This window comes from Leifsonia soli, assembly GCF_013408745.1.
Taxonomy (GTDB): domain Bacteria; phylum Actinomycetota; class Actinomycetes; order Actinomycetales; family Microbacteriaceae; genus Leifsonia; species Leifsonia soli.
Genome location: NZ_JACCBJ010000001.1, coordinates 1,635,789 through 1,653,827, shown reverse-complemented (window position 1 = coordinate 1,653,827; position 18,039 = coordinate 1,635,789). Strand labels below are relative to the sequence as shown.

The 18,039-nt window shown below is 71.5% G+C and carries 15 protein-coding genes; 9 read left to right on the top strand and 6 right to left on the bottom strand.

Features of this window, described 5'->3' with window-relative positions:
• Positions 1–37 precede the first annotated feature (37 nt).
• Entirely contained in the window at positions 38–3,658 is a 3,621-nt protein-coding gene (gene mfd, locus BJ963_RS07980; protein ID WP_179455770.1) for a transcription-repair coupling factor, read from the top strand.
• Between the two features lie 76 nt (positions 3,659–3,734).
• Here the strand turns inward: mfd and nhaA are convergent, their stop codons facing one another.
• Positions 3,735–4,889: a Na+/H+ antiporter NhaA gene (gene nhaA, locus BJ963_RS07975; RefSeq protein WP_179455768.1), complete on the bottom strand. Its 1,155-nt coding sequence runs from the start codon at positions 4,887–4,889 to the stop codon at positions 3,735–3,737.
• A 113-nt stretch (positions 4,890–5,002) separates the two neighbouring features.
• On the opposite strand from nhaA, the gene BJ963_RS07970 reads away from it, so the two are divergent.
• On the top strand, positions 5,003–5,749 hold the full coding sequence (locus tag BJ963_RS07970) for a nucleoside triphosphate pyrophosphohydrolase (protein WP_089909461.1): 747 nt from the start codon (positions 5,003–5,005) through the stop codon (positions 5,747–5,749).
• A 9-nt stretch (positions 5,750–5,758) separates the two neighbouring features.
• On the opposite strand, the gene BJ963_RS07965 is transcribed toward BJ963_RS07970, so the two are convergent.
• Genes BJ963_RS07965 through BJ963_RS07950 form a run of 4 tightly spaced genes read right to left on the bottom strand, consistent with a single transcriptional unit; the run spans position 5,759 to position 9,768 of the window.
• On the bottom strand, positions 5,759–6,586 hold the full coding sequence (locus BJ963_RS07965) for an ABC transporter ATP-binding protein (RefSeq protein WP_179455765.1): 828 nt from the start codon (positions 6,584–6,586) through the stop codon (positions 5,759–5,761).
• A gap of 1 nt (position 6,587) precedes the next feature.
• Positions 6,588–7,634: an iron chelate uptake ABC transporter family permease subunit gene (locus tag BJ963_RS07960; protein ID WP_179455763.1), complete on the bottom strand. Its 1,047-nt coding sequence runs from the start codon at positions 7,632–7,634 to the stop codon at positions 6,588–6,590.
• Entirely contained in the window at positions 7,631–8,710 is a 1,080-nt protein-coding gene (locus tag BJ963_RS07955) for an iron chelate uptake ABC transporter family permease subunit (protein WP_179455761.1), read from the bottom strand. Before BJ963_RS07955 ends, BJ963_RS07960 begins: the two co-directional genes overlap by 4 nt.
• Before the next feature lie 5 nt (positions 8,711–8,715).
• The gene (locus BJ963_RS07950; RefSeq protein ID WP_179455759.1) at positions 8,716–9,768 is read right to left on the bottom strand and encodes an iron-siderophore ABC transporter substrate-binding protein; all 1,053 of its coding nucleotides are present in this window, start codon (positions 9,766–9,768) and stop codon (positions 8,716–8,718) included.
• 444 nt (positions 9,769–10,212) lie between these two features.
• On the opposite strand from BJ963_RS07950, the gene hisS reads away from it, so the two are divergent.
• The 7 genes from hisS to BJ963_RS07915 all read left to right on the top strand — a co-directional run bounded on the left by hisS (position 10,213) and on the right by BJ963_RS07915 (position 17,217).
• Entirely contained in the window at positions 10,213–11,505 is a 1,293-nt protein-coding gene (hisS, locus tag BJ963_RS07945; protein WP_179455757.1) for a histidine--tRNA ligase, read from the top strand.
• Between the two features lie 64 nt (positions 11,506–11,569).
• A complete protein-coding gene (gene eno, locus BJ963_RS07940) occupies positions 11,570–12,850 on the top strand; it encodes a phosphopyruvate hydratase (protein ID WP_179455755.1) in 1,281 nt (426 codons plus the stop codon).
• 91 nt (positions 12,851–12,941) lie between these two features.
• Positions 12,942–13,205: a hypothetical protein gene (locus BJ963_RS07935; protein ID WP_231947084.1), complete on the top strand. Its 264-nt coding sequence runs from the start codon at positions 12,942–12,944 to the stop codon at positions 13,203–13,205.
• A 108-nt stretch (positions 13,206–13,313) separates the two neighbouring features.
• Positions 13,314–13,847, top strand: a complete 534-nt coding sequence (locus BJ963_RS07930) for an FtsB family cell division protein (protein ID WP_089909475.1) — start codon at positions 13,314–13,316, stop codon at positions 13,845–13,847.
• Between the two features lie 4 nt (positions 13,848–13,851).
• A complete protein-coding gene (locus BJ963_RS07925; RefSeq protein WP_020077199.1) occupies positions 13,852–14,367 on the top strand; it encodes a DUF501 domain-containing protein in 516 nt (171 codons plus the stop codon).
• Between the two features lie 21 nt (positions 14,368–14,388).
• The gene (locus BJ963_RS07920; RefSeq protein ID WP_179455753.1) at positions 14,389–15,762 is read left to right on the top strand and encodes a S8 family serine peptidase; all 1,374 of its coding nucleotides are present in this window, start codon (positions 14,389–14,391) and stop codon (positions 15,760–15,762) included.
• Between the two features lie 39 nt (positions 15,763–15,801).
• Positions 15,802–17,217, top strand: a complete 1,416-nt coding sequence (locus BJ963_RS07915; RefSeq protein ID WP_089909486.1) for an NAD(P)/FAD-dependent oxidoreductase — start codon at positions 15,802–15,804, stop codon at positions 17,215–17,217.
• A gap of 234 nt (positions 17,218–17,451) precedes the next feature.
• On the opposite strand, the gene BJ963_RS07910 is transcribed toward BJ963_RS07915, so the two are convergent.
• Complete coding sequence (locus BJ963_RS07910) at positions 17,452–17,856, bottom strand: hypothetical protein (RefSeq protein ID WP_179455751.1); 405 nt, start codon at positions 17,854–17,856, stop codon at positions 17,452–17,454.
• Between the last annotated feature and the right edge of the window lie 183 nt (positions 17,857–18,039).

Below are 18,039 nucleotides of genomic sequence, written 5' to 3'. Positions count from 1 at the left end.
CCTCGATCTGTCGGCCGTCCCACGTAGAATCGTCCGAGTGATACTCCAGGGTCTGGTCGCCGCTCTCGCACGCGAGTCCTCGTTCGCCGATGCGCTCGGCTATGCGGCGCGCGACGCCGACTTCTCGCTGACCGACGGCCTGCGCGCACCGCTCCTCGCGGGGCTGCTGCGGCGCCGTGCCGAGCAGGGGGCGTCGCAGGCGATCCTGCTCATCACCGCGACCGGTCGCGAGTCCGAGTCCATCCGCGGCGCGCTGCCGTGCATCCTGCCGGATGCCGAGATCGTCGAGTTCCCCGCGTGGGAGACGCTGCCGCACGAGCGGCTGAGCCCCAGCCCCGAGATCGTCGGCAAGCGGCTGAGCGCCCTCCGGCGGCTCGCGGACTGGTCGGAGGGCGACCGGAGCACCCCGTTCATCCTGGTCGCATCGGTGCGCGCGGCGCTGCAGCCGCTCGCCGACAACCTCACCGACTATGCGACGGTCGCCCTGCGGACCGGCGCGCGCGGCTTCGACCTCGGCGGTCTGGCGTCGCAGCTGGTCGACCTGGCGTACGGCCGCGTCGACATGGTCACCCGGCGCGGCGAGTTCGCCGTCCGCGGCGGCATCCTCGACGTCTTCCCCCCGACGGCCGACCACCCGTACCGCATCGACTTCTTCGGCGACGAGGTGGATGCGATCCGCGCCTTCTCGGTGGCCGACCAGCGCTCGATGCCCGAGCCGATCGCCGAGGTGAGCCTGCCGCCGAGCCGCGAGCTGCTGCTCAGCGAGTCGGTGCGCCAGCGGGCGCGCGAGATGGAGCACGAGTTCCCGAGCCTGTCGGCCATGCTCGCCAAGATCGGCGAGGGCATCCCCGTCGAGGGGATGGAGTCGCTGGCTCCCGCGCTCGTCGACCGCCTCGTCCCGCTCACCCACTACCTCCCCGACGGCGCCGCCGTCGCGGTGCTGTCGCCCGAGCGCGTCGCCTCGCGCGCGGTGAGCCTGGCCGAGACCAATCGCGAGTTCCTCTCCGCCGCCTGGAGCGCGGCGACCGTCGGCGCGGCCGCCCCGATCGACCTCGCCGCCGGCGACTTCCTCACGCTGCAGCAGCTGAAGGACTCGGTGAAGTTCAGTCGTCCCGGCTCCCCGAGCCCCGACCACGCGTGGTGGACGATGAGCGGCTTCCAGGCCGACGAGGTCCTCCCCGAGGAGCGCGAGCTGGAGGAGCACCTGCAGGTGCGCATCCACGCCGAGGCCGTCCCCAGCTTCCAGGGCAACGTCTCCGGCGCCGTCGAGCACGTGGCCGCCCGGCTGCGCGACGGCTGGAGCGTCGCCATCGTCGCCGCGGGCAACGGCCTGGTCGAGCGCGCGGCCGACGTGCTGGCCGAGTCCGAGCTGCCCGCGCGTCCCGTCGACGAGTTCCCGGCCGACCCGGAGCCCGGCATCGCCTACCTCGTCAAGGCCACGGCCGAGCACGGCTTCGAGATGCCGGAGACGAAGCTCGCGCTGATCAGCGAGGCGGAGTTCTACGGCCGTGCGGCCGGCTACGACTCCCGCCAGGTCAAGAAGCTGGCCGCGCGGCGGAAGAACGTCGTCGACCCGCTGGCGCTGAAGCCCGGCGACTACGTCGTGCACGAGACGCACGGTATCGGCCGGTTCGTGGAGCTCACGCAGCGCGAGGTCTCCAGCGGCGGGCGCAACGCCGTGAAGTCGAAGCGCGAGTACCTCGTGCTCGAGTACGCGCCGTCGAAGCGCGGCTATCCAGGCGACAAGCTGTACGTCCCCACCGACCAGCTCGACCTCCTCACGCGCTATGTCGGCGGGGAGGCTCCGCAGCTCTCCAAGATGGGCGGCAGCGACTGGGCGGCCGCGAAGGGCCGCGCGCGCCGCGCGGTGCGCGACATCGCCGTGGAGCTGGTCAAGCTCTACTCGGCCCGCATGGCCAGCAAGGGCCACGCGTTCGCTCCGGACACCCCGTGGCAGCGCGAGCTGGAGGAGGCCTTCCCGTTCGCCGAGACGCCCGACCAGCTGCAGACCATCGACGAGGTGAAGGCCGACATGGAGCGGCCCATCCCGATGGACCGCCTGATCTCGGGCGATGTCGGCTTCGGCAAGACCGAGATCGCCGTGCGCGCCGCGTTCAAGGCGGTGCAGGACGGCAAGCAGGTCGCGATGCTCGTTCCGACGACGCTGCTCGTGAAGCAGCACGCTGAGACGTTCCAAGAGCGCTTCGCCGGGTTCCCCATCCACCTGCGCCAGCTCAGCCGGTTCCAGACCGACAAAGAGGCGCGTGAGACCCTGCGCGGCATGGCCGACGGCACGGTGGATGTCGTGATCGGCACCCACCGCATCCTGGCCGACGGCGTGAGCTTCAAAGACCTCGGGCTCGTCATCATCGACGAGGAGCAGCGCTTCGGCGTCGAGCACAAGGACGCGCTGAAGAAGCTGAAGACCAACGTCGACATCCTCGCGATGAGCGCGACGCCGATCCCGCGCACGCTGGAGATGGCGGTCACCGGCATCCGCGAGATGTCGACCCTGGCGACACCGCCGGAGGACAGGCACCCCATCCTGACCTTCGTCGGGCCGTACTCGGACAAGCAGGTGGCGGCGGCGATCCGCCGCGAGCTGCTGCGCGAAGGCCAGGTGTTCTTCGTGCACAACCGGGTCGGCTCGATCACGAGCATGGCGGCGAAGCTGGCCGAACTCGTGCCGGAGGCCCGGATCGGCGTGGCCCACGGAAAGATGAACGAGCACGCCCTGGAGCAGGTCGTCGTCGACTTCTGGGAGCGGCGCTTCGACGTGCTCGTCTCCACGACGATCATCGAGACGGGTCTCGACATCGCCAACGCGAACACGATCATCATCGACCGGGCCGACAAGTACGGCCTGAGCCAGCTCCACCAGCTGCGCGGTCGTGTCGGCCGCGGCCGCGAGCGCGCGTACGCGTACTTCCTGTGGGACGAGAACAAGCCGCTGAGCGAGACGGCCCACGACCGGCTGTCGACCATCGCCGCCAACAACGACCTGGGCAGCGGCATGCAGGTCGCCCTCAAGGACCTCGAGATCCGTGGAGCGGGCAACCTGCTCGGCGGCGAGCAGTCCGGTCACATCGCGGGCGTCGGCTTCGACCTCTACCTGCGGATGATCGGCGAGGCGGTCTCCACCTTCCGCGGGGAGGTCGCCGAGGGGCAGACCGAGCTGCGGCTGGAGCTCCCGGTCGACGCGCACATCCCCGAGGAGTACGTGGACAGCGAACGGCTGCGGCTGGAGGCGTACCAGAAGCTCTCGACGGCCAGCTCGCCCGCCGCGAAGGACGGCCAGATCGATCTCGTGCTGGAGGAGCTGACCGACCGCTACGGCACGCCGCCGGAGGCCGTGACCAACCTGGTCGCGGTGTCCCGTCTGCGTCGCGCAGCGCAGAAGGCGGGCCTCGGCGAGGTCGTGGCGATGGGATCCAACCTGCGCCTGGCGCCGGCCGTCCTGCCCGACTCGCTGCAGGTGCGCCTGCAGCGCATGTACCCGGGGTCGAAGTACCACGCCGCGCCGAAGGTCGCGACCGTCCCGCTTCCGCGGGTGAACGGCGAGGCGCTGGACGACACGTCGCTCATCACCTGGGTGGCGGACCTGCTCGGCGCGCTGTTCCCCGAGAAGGAGCCGGCCGCGGCCGAGCGCGCCAGCTGACCGCCGCATCCGTGGGTCGCAACACGCCGTTATGCGGCAGCCGAAACGGCGTGTTGCGACCCACGGATGCGCAGGGTCAGGGGTGTGCCGGGTGCGGGTGCTCGCGGCGGTTGCGGCGGGCCAGCGCGCTGACGAGGAACCCGGAGACGACGATCGCGACCGCCGACCCGAGCAGCACGGCCAGCGTGCCCTCCGCCCGCACCTCCTCCGACCCGGCGAACGCCAGTTCGTTCATCAGCAGGGACACGGTGAACCCGATCCCGCCGAGCGCGGCGACGGTGATGAGCCCGAAGAGGGAGATGCGGCCGCGTTCGTCGCCGCGCTTCGTGAACGAGCCCAGCCATCCGCCGAGGGTGATGCCGATCAGCTTGCCCACCGGCAGCGCGACCAGGATGCCCCAGAACGCGGGCGAGAGCTCCGACGGAGCCACGGCGGGGATGGGGACGAGCGCCGCCGAGAACGCGAACAGCGGCAGGATGAGGCCGTTCGACCACGGCTCCAGCACGTGGGTGACCCGCCCGGCGGGCCGGCGCGACATCACCAGGCCGAGGGCGACGCCCGCGATGGTCGCGTGCACGCCGGAGTCGTAGACCAGCCACCAGGTGAGCAGCGCAAGCAGCACCATGAGGACGCCCAGCGGCCACCGCATCCGCCCGTGCAGCATCCGGCTCAGCACGCCGAACACGGCGACCGCGACGGCGGCGAGCAGGAGCTCCACCAGGTTCGGGTCGGTGGTGAAGAACACGGCGATGATGACGATCGCGATGAGGTCGTCGAGCACGGCGAGGGCGAGCAGGAAGACGCGCAGCCGGTTGGGCAGACCGCGGCCGAAGACGGCGAGCACCCCCAGGGCGAAGGCGATGTCCGTCGCCGTCGGGATGGGCCAGCCCTGCGACAGGCCGGTGCCCGCGGTCAACGCCAGGTAGATCCCGGCCGGCACGATGACGCCGGCGACCGCGGCGATCGCCGGGTGGATGGCCTTCTGCACGCTGTTCAGCTCGCCGACGACGAGCTCGTGCTTGAGCTCGACCGCGACGATGAAGAAGAAGACCGCGAGGAGGCCGTCGCTGATCCAATGGCCGACGCTGAGGTCGAGCGGGCCGGAGCCGAGGTGGGCGTGCTGCACGTCGAGCAGCGCAGGGCCCACGGGCGTGTTGGCGAGGAGGAGGCCGAGCGCGGCGGCGCCGAGGAGGAGTCCGGCGGCGGTGCGCTCGGATCGGATGATGCTCATGCGGTCACCAATCATGCGGGGTCACGGAAACGACGCCGACCAGACTTCCCGGCACACCGCTCTCGACTCTACCCGGTGGCAGGATGGATGAATCGTAGAGCGAGGAGGTCCGCATGGGCGAGGCAGTGGGTCGGGACGCCGGACCGGTCGTGGTTCCGGAGGCCGCGACGAAGCTCGACGAGCTGGTCGCCGTGATGGCCCGCTTGCGCGCTCCGGGCGGGTGCCCGTGGGATGCCGACCAGACCCACGAATCGCTGGTGCAGTACCTGATCGAGGAGACCTACGAGCTCATCGACGCCATCGAGACCGGTGACCGCGACGAGCTCCTCGAGGAGCTGGGCGACGTGCTCTACCAGGTGCTCTTCCACGCCGACATCGCCGCGCACACGCCCGGGGAGGACTTCGACATCCAGGATGTCGCCGCCCACATGACCGCGAAGATGGTCGGCCGCCACCCGCATGTCTTCGGCGACCGCACCGCCGCGGACGCCCGGCGCGCGGAGACCGCGGACGACGTGGTCGGGTTCTGGGACGAGCTGAAGAAGCAGGAGAAGCCGGGCCGCACGAGCGTGCTCGACGGCATCCCTCAGGGCATGCCGTCGCTCGCGCTGGCCGACAAGCTGCTCGGCCGCGCTCAGAAGGTCGGGCTGCTCGATCTGCAGGAGTCGGGCGGCGTCCAGGTGGGAAGCGAGGACGAGCTCGGCCCGCTGCTTCTCGCGATCGTCGCGTCGGCCAAAGCGCAGGGGCTGGATGCGGAGCGCGCGCTGCGCTCGACGCTGCGCGACCTGCAGGACGAGATCCGCGACCAGGAGTCCCTCCCGCCGAGTGGTGACATCACGTCCGAATTCGACCCGGATTAGGGCATCCGCTCACCGTTCGACGCCCGGGCGGTGGTGGCGGCCGAGGGGGACGACGAGAGGGGTCCCTGTCACGGGATCGTCGGCGATGACGGACTCGACCCCGAACACGTCGCGAACGAGCTCGGCGGTGACCACCGCGGCCGGATCGCCGGCCGCCACGACCGACCCCGAGCGCATGGCGACCAGGTGCCCGGCGTAGCGCGCGGCCAGGTTGAGGTCGTGCAGCACCATGACGACGGTCGTCCCGCGGGCGGCGTTGAGGTCGAGCATGAGGTCGAGCACATCCAGCTGGTGGCTGAGGTCGAGGAAGGTCGTCGGCTCGTCCAGCAGCAGGATGTCGGTGCGCTGGGCGAGCGCCATCGCGATCCACACGCGCTGCCGCTGACCCCCGGACAGCTCGTCGACGGGCCGGTCGGCGAGGTCGGTGACGCCGGTCGCGGTCATCGCCTCGGCGACGGCCTCGTCGTCGGCGGCCGTCCAGCGCCGGAACCAGCCCTGGTGCGGGTAGCGGCCGCGCGAGACGAGGTCCGCGACGGTGATGCCGTCGGGTGCGGTGGGCGACTGCGGGAGCAGCCCCAGGCGCTGCGCCACCTGCTTCGTCGGCAGCGAGTGGATGTCGGAGCCGTCGAGCAGGACGCTGCCGGAGGCGGGCGGCAGCAGCCGCGACAGCCCGCGCAGCAGGGTCGACTTGCCGCAGGCGTTCGGTCCGACGATGGCGGTCACCCGGCCGGACGGGATGTCGAGGTCGAGCGCGTCGACCACCACCCGTCCCTCATAGGCGAGCGACAGGTCGCGGGCGGCCAGCTCCGGCACGGCGGATGGGGTGTCGTGTGTCATGTCAGCCTCCACGGCCGATGCGGTTGGTCCTGGCGAGCAGCCAGAGCAGGGCGGGGGCGCCGACGATCCCGGTGACGACGCCGACCGGCAGCACGACCCCGGGCAGGGCGAACTGGGCGACGATGTCCGCGACGACGAGGATGAGCGCGCCGAGGAGCGCCGACGGCACCAGGGCCAGCGACCCGCGGCCGAGCAGCCTCCGGGCGATCGGCGCCGCCAGGAACGCGACGAAGGAGACGGGGCCGGCGACGGCGACCGCGAGCGCGGCGAGGGCGACGGCCACCGCGACCACGAGCAGACGGGTGCGCTCCGGCCGCACGCCGAGGCCGGCGGCGAGGTCGTCGCCGAGCGACAGCGCGCCGAGCGGGCGGCCGATCAGCAGGGCGCACGGGATGAGCACGGCCGTCCCGATGCCGAGCACCAGCAGCGCCGCCGGGTCGACCGAGTTGAGGCTGCCGGTGATCCAGACCAGCGCCTGCTGCACATCGGAGATGTCGGCCCGGGTGAGCACGTACGAGACGATCCCGGCGCTGAAGGCTGCGATCCCGATCCCGATCAGCACGAAGCGATAGCCGCTGACGCCGCGCCGCCACGCCAGCAGGTAGATCAGGGCGGCGGCGACGAGGGTGCCTGCGAGCACGACGGCCGAGAGCGCCGGCCCGGTCAGCCCGAACCAGATCAGCGCGACGGAGCCGGCGGCGCTCGCCGCAGCGGTGATGCCGATGATGTCCGGGCTCGCCAGCGGGTTGCGGGCGACCGACTGGATGAGCGCGCCGGACATCCCGAGGCACGCTCCGACCAGGGCGCCCGCGACCAGCCGCGGCAGGCGCAGCTCGAGGATCACGAACGACGTCAGCCGGTCGGCCCGGCCGATCAGCGCGGCCAGCACGTCCGCCGGGGCGACCGCTGCGGCCCCCAGGGTGAGCGAGACGGCGGCGACGAGCACGACGAGCAGCGCGAGCACCAGCGACACCCGGAGTGCGCGCGAGCGTCCGCGCCGACGGTCGGCGCGGACGTCGGCACGGGCCGCCTCGACCGTCCCGCTCACAGGCTCACCAGCCGCCGGCGCCGCACCAGCGCGATGAACACCGGAGCCCCCACGAACGCCAGGACGACGCCCACCTGCAGCTCTCCGGGCGGGGCGACGACGCGGCCCAGGATGTCGCAGGCGAGCAGAAGCGCCGGCGCGGCCACCGCGGAGTACGCGAGGATCCAGCGGTAGTCAGCCCCGACCACCCGCCGGGCGATGTGCGGGACGATGAGGCCCAGGAACGCGATCGGGCCGACCGCCGCGGTGGCGGAGCCGCAGAGCAGCACGATCGCGACGCCGCACAGGGCACGGGTCACGCCGACCCGCTGCCCGAGGCCCCGGGCGACGTCGTCGCCGAGCGCGAGGCCGTTGAGCAGCCGCCCGAGACCGAGCGCCAGGATCGCGCCGGCCGTGAGCGTCGGCAGGACCTGCCACAGGACGCCGAACCCGCGGCCCGCGAGCGACCCGACCTGCCAGAACCGCATGGCGTCGAGCGATGTCCGGCTGGTCAGCTCCACCGCCGTGATCAGGGAGCCGAGCGCGGCGGAGACGGCCGCCCCCGCGAGCGCCAGCTTGACCGGCGTCGCGCCCTCGCGCCCCAGCGACGACACGGCGTAGACGAGCGCGGAGGCGAGCGCCGCCCCGGCGAACGCGAACCACAGGTACCCCGACGGCGACGTGACGCCCAGCACGGCGATCGCGACGACGACGGCGAGCGACGCCCCGAAGTTCACGCCCAGGATGCCGGGGTCGGCCAGCGGGTTGCGCGACAGTCCCTGCATGACGGTTCCCGCGAGGCCGAGACCGACTCCGGCCACGAGCCCGAGCAGCGTGCGGGGGAGCCGGCTGTCCACGACGACCAGGGAGTCCTGGTCGGTGCGGTCGTAGTGCAGCAGGGCGTGGACGACGTCGGCCGGCGCGATGGTGCGGGCGCCGACCATGAGGCTCAGCACCGCCACGACCGCGAGCAGGACGGCCGCGACGGCGAAGCCCGCGAGCAGGCGGCGGCGCCGGGCGCGCGGGGACGACCCCACGCGACCGCCCGCCTGCCCGCCCGGGATCCCGGCGGCGGGCGCGTCGACGCTCGCGGACACCTGCTCTACTCGACCTTGTCGGCGGCCTTGGCCAGCTCGGGCACGTAGCGGTCGAGCATCCACGGGATGCTGAGCACGCTGGGCGCACTGGTGGCGGCGACGAACGACTCGCCGACGATCGGGGCGAAACGGCCGTCCTTGATGGTGGGCATCGCGGCGACGAGCGGGTCGGAGGTGAATGCATCCACCGACGACTGCTTGTCGAAGTACATGACGAGGAGATCGGTGTCGATCTTCGACAGGTTCTCGTAGCTGAGCTGGTAGAAGAAGCTCCCGTCGCCCTTCGAGGAGTCGAGCGCGGCGATGCTCGCGGAGTTCTTCAGTCCCAGGTCGTTGAGGAGCTGGACGCGCGGGTCCTCCGCGCGGTAGACGTTGAGCTTGCCCGGCTCGTTGGCGGCGGCGTAGAAGAACGTCTTGTCCTTCAGCACCGGGTACTTGGCGGCCAGCGCGGCCACCGAGTCCTCGGTCTTCGCGACCAGGGCGTCGGTCTCCTTCGTCATGCCGAGCGCCTTGCCGACGATGGCGGTCTGGTCGCGCCAGCTCGTCGCCCACGGCTTGTCCGGGTACGCGACGACCGGGGCGATCTTGCTGAGGGTGTCGTATTCGGCCTGCGTCAGGCCGGAGTACGGCGCGAGGATGATGTCGGGCTTGGCCGTGACGAACTGCTCGAACGGCACCTCGCCGCTGTCGGCGTCGATGATCTGCGGGGTCTTCCCGCCGAGCTCCGTGATGCGGTCGGCATCCCACGGCAGCACGCCGTCGCTGTCGCCTCCGTAGCTGAACGAGGGCATGGCGACCGGGACGATGCCGAGCGCCAGCACGATGTCCTGCGCACCCCATCCCCAGGTCGCGATCCGCTTCGGCTTCTCGTCGATCGTCGCGGAGCCGAGGGCGCTCTTCACCGTGACCGGGAAGGAGCCGGAGTCGGCGCTCGAGCTGCTCTGCGCAGCCGATCCGCCGGCGCTGCAGCCGGTGAGCACGAGGGCGGCGGAGGCCACGATCGCGGAGGCGATCACGGCGAGACGCGACCGGCGGCGGGCACGGGGGACAGGCAGCATGGTTCTCCTCGGGAGGGGATGGGATGGGCGGCTGCCGACGACACGGTCGGCGCGATGTAAGGCAAGCCTAACCTAATCCGGATGACGGAACCAAGACCCGTCGTGAGCGCCGGGCGCGCGGCCGCGAGACGTGCGGCAACGCAGCAGCGCGCGGATGGCCGGCAGCGCGTCCGCCCGGTTCAGGTCGCCATTCGGGTGAGACGGCGCCTCGCGGCGGCGCGCTCCTGGTGGTCGGCGGACGCGTTGTCGGCCTGTGTCTGGCAGCGAGCAAGCGCCGTGGTCGGACGGATGCGACTCATGCCAGGTCCTGTGGTGAGGACACCACCGAGCCCCGCACAACGGCGCGGCCTCAGGGTGGCAACGGGGGGAGTTTACGCCGGAGCGGCGGGCGTGCACCATACCCGGAATCGGCGCCTCGCCGCCCCGTCATGGAAGAATCGAGCCATGGCCACTCCGATCACCCCGCCCCGCGGCATGCGCGACTTCCTCCCCGCTGAGAAGGCCCGCCGCGAGCATGCCCTCGGGGTGATCCGACGCAGCTTCTCGGCGCACGGGTTCGATGAGATCGAGACCCCCGTCGTCGAGGACGTCGAGCGCCTGCACTCGGGTCTCGGCGGCGACAACGAGAAGCTCTCGTTCAGCATCCTGAAGCGTGGGCTCGACGGCGACGACCTCACCGCTGCGATCGACACCGGCGACCTGCTGAGCCTCGCCGACCTCGGCCTCCGGTTCGACCTGACGGTGCCGCTCGCCCGCTTCTACGCCACGCACCGAGCCGAGCTGCCCCCGGTGTTCCGCAGCATCCAGATCGCCCCGGTGTGGCGGGCCGAGCGTCCGCAGAAGGGCCGCTACCGGCAGTTCGTGCAGTGCGACATCGACATCATCGGCGAGGCGTCCCAGCTGGCCGAGGTCGAGCTGATCACCGCGACGGCCGCCGCGCTGGAGGCCCTGGGGCTGACGGACTGCACGATCCGCATCAACGACCGGCGCATCCTCAACGGGCTGCTCGAGTACTGCGGCTTCGACGAGACGCGCTGGCCGCAGGTGCTCATCTCCATCGACAAGCTCGACAAGATCGGCGCAGACGGCGTCGTCGCCGAGCTCGCCGAGGGCGGGGCGGACGCGGCGGCCGTGCTCGGCGGCATCCTCTCCGACCTGGAGCCGCACCTGGCCGACGGCGGCGTCGAGCTCACCGTCGAGGCGATCACGAGCATCCTCCCCGAGGGGATGGACACCGACGCCGTCGCGGATCTGGAGGCGCTCGCGCACGCGCTCGACACCCTCCCGCCCGGCGTCGCGCTGCGGTTCGACCCGACGCTCGTTCGCGGAATGGGCTACTACACCGGCACCATCTTCGAGATCGCGCACCCGGGCTCCGGGAGCTCGGTCGGCGGCGGTGGCCGCTACGACGGCATGATCGGCCGGTTCCTCGGCACCGACGTGCCGGCCGCGGGGTTCTCGATCGGCTTCGAGCGGGTCGTCGACCTGATCGAGGTGCCCGAGGACGCCTCCGCGGAGTCCGTCGTTCTGGTGTACGACCCCAGCGTCCCGCTCGACCGTCTCGTCGCCATCAAGTCGGAGCTGATCGCACGCGGCCACCGGGTCCGCCTGGACCGCCGCGCCAAGAACCTGAAGGCCGTGCTCGACCGCGCGGCCGCGGCGGGCTTCCGCTCCTTCGCGTTCGTCGACGCGGACACGGCGGACGCCGCCGCCCTCCAGGTGAAGCCGCTGAACTGACCGGCTCATCCGGCATCACTAGACTGACGTCGTAATCCCACGAAAACCACGCAAGGAGACAGTTGTGGCTGCAATCGAAGCTGTAGGCGCTCGCGAGATCTTGGACTCGCGCGGCAACCCGACCGTCGAGGTCGAGGTGCTCCTCGAGGACGGCACGGTCAGCCGTGCCGCCGTCCCGTCCGGCGCGTCCACCGGGGCGTTCGAGGCCTACGAGCTGCGAGACGGCGACAAGGAGCGCTACCAGGGCAAGGGCGTGCTGAAGGCCGTCGACGCGGTGCTCGACGAGCTCGGCCCGGCCATCGAGGGCTTCGAGGCCTCCGAGCAGCGCCTGGTCGACGAGGCCCTCATCGACCTCGACGGCACCGACAACAAGAAGCGCGTCGGCGCGAACGCCATCCTCGGCGTCAGCCTGGCCGTCGCGAAGGCCGCGGCCGACTCGGCCGACCTGCCGCTGTTCCGCTACGTCGGCGGACCGAACGCCCACGTCCTGCCCGTCCCGATGATGAACATCATCAACGGCGGCGCGCACGCCGACACGGGTGTCGACATCCAGGAGTTCATGGTCCTCCCGCTCGGTGCGGAGACGTACTCGGAGGGTCTCCGCTGGGGCGTCGAGACCTACCACTCGCTCAAGGCGCTGCTGAAGTCGAAGGGGCTCAACACCGGCCTCGGCGACGAGGGCGGCTTCGCCCCGGAGCTCGAGAACAACCGTGCGGCGCTCGACCTGATCTCCGAGGCGATCGAGAAGGCGGGCTTCACCGTCGGCCGCGACATCGCCCTCGGCCTCGACGTCGCATCCACCGAGTTCTTCGAGAACGGCGTCTACCGCTTCGAGGGCCAGGAGCGCACCGCCGCCGAGATGAGCGCCTACTACCAGGAGCTCGCGGCGAACTACCCGCTCGTCTCCATCGAGGACCCGCTGGCCGAGGACGACTGGGAGGGCTGGGCGCACCTTACCGCCGAGCTCGGTACGAAGCTGCAGCTCGTCGGCGACGACCTGTTCGTCACCAACCCGAAGCGTCTCGCAGAGGGCATCACGAAGCACGCGGCGAACAGCATCCTCGTCAAGGTCAACCAGATCGGCACCCTGACCGAGACGCTCGACGCCGTGTCGCTCGCGCAGCGCAGCGGCATGACCGCCGTGCTCTCGCACCGCTCCGGCGAGACCGAGGACACCACGATCGCCGACCTCGCCGTCGCAACGAACGCCGGCCAGATCAAGACCGGCGCCCCGGCCCGCTCGGAGCGCGTCGCCAAGTACAACCAGCTGCTCCGCATCGAGGAGGAGCTGGGCGACGCCGCCGTCTACGCCGGCCGCAGCGCGTTCCCGCGCTTCACCGCGTAGGGCCTGGCCGCGAGGTGCTCGTAGATGCGCCCCCGCGCGGCGTGTCGCGCGCCACTGCGAGCACCTCGCGGGGCGAGGGTAGGGTGCTGGGGTGCGGATCGAGCAGCTCATGCGGACCGAGTCGGAGGTCGTCCCGCTCGTCCTGTTCCTGGCGCTCGCGGCGCTCTTCGCCCTGCTCGGGCTGTTCCTCGTGCTGCGGCCGGGCCGGAGCGCCGAGTTCTTCGCCGATGAGGATGCGCACCGCCGGTTCCGCGCACGCGACGTGCGGGCGCTCGGCGCGGTCTTCCTCGTCGGCGGCGGCGCGCTCGTCGCGCTCGGCGCCGTGCGTCTCGCGGGCATCCTGACCGCCGGCTGAGCGCATCCCGACACCCCGTGCCGCCACGGGCCGCGGGGATGCGATCGCCTACGATGGGAGGGGGCCGACCGGTCCCGATCCGCCAGCAGCATCCCACCCGGAGGGCTCATGCCGAAGCCGCGCACGCAACGCGTCCCGGTGCGCATGTCCCGCCCGAGCGGCACCGGCCGGTGGCTGCGCCAGCTGCACTTCTCGGCGTTCTCGCTGGTGATGATGGGCGTCCTCGTGGTCGCCGTCCTCATCCTCGCGCCGACCGTCCAGGCGCTCATCGCGCAGCGCCAGCAGATCGCCGACCAGCAGCACGCCGTCGATCAGCTCGCGGCCCAGGTCGACACCCTCACCGACCAGCGGGCGCGCTGGAACGACCCCAGTTATCTGCGGGCCCAGGCCCGCGACCGGCTCTACTACGTCATGCCCGGCGAGGTCAGCTACCTCGTGATCGACGACCGCCCTCCGGCGGCGAAGCAGGACACGACCCCGGTCAGCTCCAAGCTGGTGAAGACGCAGACCGACTGGGTCGGCTCCCTGTTCGGCTCCTTCATGGGCGCCGGACTGACGCAGGCGACCCCGCAGCAGCTGAGCGGAACCCCGGCCCCCGACCCGACGGCTCCCGCCACCGGGTCGCCCACCCCGAAGAAGTAGCGCCATGACCAGACCTCCGTTCGACCCCGTGACCGACGAGGACATCGCCGTCGTCTCCGAGCAGCTGGGCCGCCCCGCGCGCAATGTGGTCGGCATCGCCGCACGTTGCGTCTGCGGCCGCCCGACCGTGGTCTCGACGGCGCCGCGCCTGGACGACGGCACGCCGTTCCCGACCTTCTACTACCTGACGCATCCCGCCGCCACCGCGGCCATGTCCGCCCTCGAGGCGACGCAGGTGATGGCCGAGTACAACGACCTCCTCGCGGAGGACGACGACGTCGCGACCGCCTACCGCGCGGCGCACGAACAGTACCTGGCGGACCGCGAGTCCATCGCCGTGGTGGAGGAGATCGCCGGCATCTCGGCCGGCGGCATGCCCTCCCGTGTGAAGTGCCTGCACGCCCTCGCCGCGCACGCCCTCGCCGCAGGCCCGGGCGTCAACCCGATCGGCGACCTGGCGCTCGCCCGCGGCGACTGGTCGCCCGCGGTCTGCGAGTGCCGCATCGACGTCGCCGGGTAGGGGTGCACGGTGGGGGACCGGATGCGGCGATCGGCCGCGCGTGAGCCCGACGGGGCGGGGCGCGGCGGGGAGGCGCCTGTCCGTCGTCGCAGCGCGCGTCCGCCTGCTGCCGCACGCCGGGTCCGCCGCCTCGCCTCGGCCGCCGCTGTGGCCGCCATCGCCGTCGCCTCCGCCCTCGTCCCGGTCACGGCCGCCCACGCCGACCAGGTGCGCGACCTCGAGTACTGGCTGAACGACTACGGCTTCACCCAGGCCTGGAAGACGACCCGCGGCGCGGGCGTGAAGGTCGCCGTCATCGACACGGGCGTCGACGGCTCCGTGCGCGACCTCGCCGGCGCGGTCGTCGGCGGCACGGACGTCTCGGGCGTCGGCGCCGCCTCCGGGCAGAAGCCGCTCGGCGATGCGGAGAGCGCCGACCACGGAACGTGGGTCGCCTCCCTCCTGGCCGGCCGGGGGACAGGACCGGACAGCGGCGTGCTGGGCGCGGCGCCGGAGGCCGGCATCCTCACCGCCTCCGTCGCCCTGGGGAAGGCGATGGGACCGGTCGGCAGCGACGAGCAGATCGCCGAGGCCGTCCGCTGGGCGGTGGACAACGGCGCGTCCGTGATCAACATGTCGCTGACCCGCAACACGCTCGACTGGCCCACCAGCTGGGACGACGCCTTCCAGTACGCCTTCGCGCACGACGTGGTGATCGTGGCCGCCGCGGGCAACCGGGGGAGCGGAACCAGCGAGGTCGGGGCGCCGGCGACCATCCCCGGGGTGCTCACCGTCGCGGGTGTCGACCGGGCGGGCAAGGCGAGCTTCGACGCGTCCGCCCAGGGCATCACGATCGGCGTCTCGGCGCCGAGCGAGCAGCTCGTCGGCGCGAGCCCCGGCGGAGGGTACGTGCAGTGGGCGGGCACCAGCGGTGCGACGCCGCTGGTCGCGGGAGCCATCGCCCTGGTGCGCGCCGCGCATCCCGAACTGAAGGCCCCGGATGTGATCGAGCGCATCATCCGCACGGCCAGACCCGCGGGAGGGGCCGTTCCGAGCCCCATCTACGGCTACGGCCTGCTGGATGCCGCAGCGGCGGTGACGGCCTCCGTCCCGCACGTCACCGCGAACCCGATGGGCGATCTGGGGGACTGGATCCGCATCCACCGCCGGGCGGAATCGCCGTCGACGCCGGCGCCGTCGACCCCCGCTCCCGGCGGGGATCCGCAGGCAGCGCCCGTCCCGGCGAAACTGACCCCCGAGCGCGCGCTACCATGGAGTCGGTTCTTCTGGCCGCAATGGAGCGTCCTCACCGCATTCTGGCTGCCATTCGGTCTGATCGCCGGCTTGCTCGCTCTCGTCGCCCTCGGCGGCGTCGGCGCGTGGCTGCATTTCAGGCGGATGCGCAGCAAGGAGTAATGTAGGCCCAAACTTATCGGTTAGAGGAGACGCATCACTGTGCCCAAAATCCTGATCGTCGGCGGCGGATACGCCGGCTTCTACACCGCGTGGAAGCTCGAGAAGCAGCTCCGCCCGGGCGAGGCCGAGGTCACCATGGTCGACCCGCTGCCGTACATGACGTACCAGCCGTTCCTGCCGGAGGTCGCTGCCGGCTCGATCGAGCCGCGTCACGCGGTCGTCGCGCACCGCCGTCACCTCAAGACCACCAACATCATCACCGGCAAGGTCACGTACGTCGACCACGCCCGCAAGGTGGCGACGATCCAGCCGCCCGTCGGCGAGGCGTACGAGTTCGAGTACGACATCGTCGTGGTCACGGCCGGCGCCGTCTCGCGCACGTTCCCGATCCCGGGTGTCGCCGACCAGGCCGTGGGCCTCAAGAACATCGAGGAGGCCGTGTACATCCGCGACCAGCTCCTCACCAACTTCGACAAGGCCGCCGGGCTGCCCGCCGGCCCGGAGCGCGACCGCCTCCTCACGGTCGTGGTCGTCGGCGGCGGCTTCGCCGGCATCGAGATCTTCGCCGAGCTGCGCTCCTTCGCCAGCTCGCTGCTGAAGCGGTACCCGGAGCTGTCGTTCGAGGACACGCACTTCCACCTGATCGAGGCCATGGGCCGGATCATGCCGGAGGTGTCGCTCAAGACCAGCCACTGGGTGATCAAGAACCTCGCGGAGCGCGGGGCTCAGATCCACCTGGAGACCCAGCTCACCAGCGCGGTGGACGGCGTCATCCAGCTGTCGACCGGCGAGAGCTTCGAGACCGACCTCATCGTCTGGACCGCCGGTGTCATGGCGAACCCCACGATCGTGCGTCACACCGACCTGCCGATCGAGGAGCGCGGCCGCCTCCGCGTCCGCGCCGACCTCCGTGTCGGCACCGACGAGGAGATCATCGAGGACGCCTGGGGCGCCGGAGATGTCTCGGCCGTCCCCGACCTGACCGGTGCCGGCGTCGGCGGCTACTGCGTGCCGAACGCCCAGCACGCCGTGCGCCAGGGCAAGCTGCTCGCGAAGAACATCGTGGCGTCGCTGCGCGGCGAGCTGCCGCGCCAGTACTACCACAAGAGCCTCGGCGCGGTCGCCGGCCTCGGCGTCGGCGTCGGCGTGCTGCAGTCCGGCAAGATCGCCATGAAGGGCGTCATCGGCTGGCTCGCCCACCGCGGCTACCACGGCCTGGCCATGCCGTCGTGGGAGCGCAAGTGGCGCGTCATCTGGGGCTGGTGGAACAACTTCTGGCTCGGACGCGACATCGTGTCGCTCGAGGCCGTGCAGCACCCGCGCGCCGGTTTCGAGGAGTTCGCCGCCCGCCCGAAGCCGGCCGTCGAGGCCGCTCCGGAGGAGCCGGCGAAGAAGGCTCCCGCCCGCAAGAAGCCCGCTGCCGAGAAGCAGCCGGCGGAGGTCACCGCGAAGTAGTCGCGGAGCGAACACCGCGAAGGCCCGGCCCCCGAGGGGGCCGGGCCTTCGTCGTGCGCCTTGGCGAGTCCCCCCAGCGGGACTCGAACCCGATTGTGTCCCCTTGCGGCGCCTAAGGTCCTGCCAAATCCGCGGGACTACGAGGAGTTTCGATTTCAGGCGACACGTTTGATCTCTAGAGCACGGACGATGTGCGGGCGAAGGACGTCGAATGAACGACAAAGATCCACCGCCTCAGCTGCCGACTTTGACCGAGACCTTGCCGAGAGTTCCATCGCGGTTCAGTGAGCAGGAGGCGATGTCGAAGATCGGCGACGTGCTGCCGTCGGCGTTCTGCGTCTCGCCGCTCTGAATAGTGAGCGTCACATCGAAGCCGTCGGCCGTGGGGCTGAAGTCCGACTTCGCCAGCGCGCGACGATCGGGCGCTGCCGACCGCTGGGCGGCGTAGGCGTTCCAGCACGTGGTGGTCGCCTCATCGCTGGTCTCGATCGGCGCCGTAGCCCTCGGAGTCGCGGGTGAAGCTGACGACGTTGCCGATGGCGCAGCCGACACTGTCGGTGCCGGCGACTCGGTCGTTGTGCAGCCGGACAATGCCAAGAGGGCGACGCCCGCAGCGAGGACAGATGAGCGGATACGCATTGCAGCAGTCTAAGGTGCGACGGCAGTCGCCATCCCGACCGCGCAGATGACGGCGACGACGATTGGCAGTATCCGTGCCACGGCATCGAGATTCCTGCGGACTGTCTGCGGACTGGAAGAAATGTGGTCGCGGTGTGGGGCGAGTCGTATGCCGGCCCCTGACGGTCTCGTAACCGGATCCGA

What these genes read in the sequence shown, in the direction of transcription:
- nhaA (WP_179455768.1), bottom strand. Translation starts at nt 4,889, where the DNA reads ATGAGCATCATCCGATCCGAGCGCACCGCCGCCGGACTCCTCCTCGGC.
- BJ963_RS07970 (WP_089909461.1), top strand. Translation starts at nt 5,003, where the DNA reads ATGGGCGAGGCAGTGGGTCGGGACGCCGGACCGGTCGTGGTTCCGGAG.
- BJ963_RS07965 (WP_179455765.1), bottom strand. Translation starts at nt 6,586, where the DNA reads ATGACACACGACACCCCATCCGCCGTGCCGGAGCTGGCCGCCCGCGAC.
- BJ963_RS07950 (WP_179455759.1), bottom strand. Translation starts at nt 9,768, where the DNA reads ATGCTGCCTGTCCCCCGTGCCCGCCGCCGGTCGCGTCTCGCCGTGATC.
- hisS (WP_179455757.1), top strand. Translation starts at nt 10,213, where the DNA reads ATGGCCACTCCGATCACCCCGCCCCGCGGCATGCGCGACTTCCTCCCC.
- BJ963_RS07930 (WP_089909475.1), top strand. Translation starts at nt 13,314, where the DNA reads ATGCCGAAGCCGCGCACGCAACGCGTCCCGGTGCGCATGTCCCGCCCG.
- BJ963_RS07925 (WP_020077199.1), top strand. Translation starts at nt 13,852, where the DNA reads ATGACCAGACCTCCGTTCGACCCCGTGACCGACGAGGACATCGCCGTC.
- BJ963_RS07920 (WP_179455753.1), top strand. Translation starts at nt 14,389, where the DNA reads ATGCGGCGATCGGCCGCGCGTGAGCCCGACGGGGCGGGGCGCGGCGGG.
- BJ963_RS07910 (WP_179455751.1), bottom strand. Translation starts at nt 17,856, where the DNA reads ATGCGTATCCGCTCATCTGTCCTCGCTGCGGGCGTCGCCCTCTTGGCA.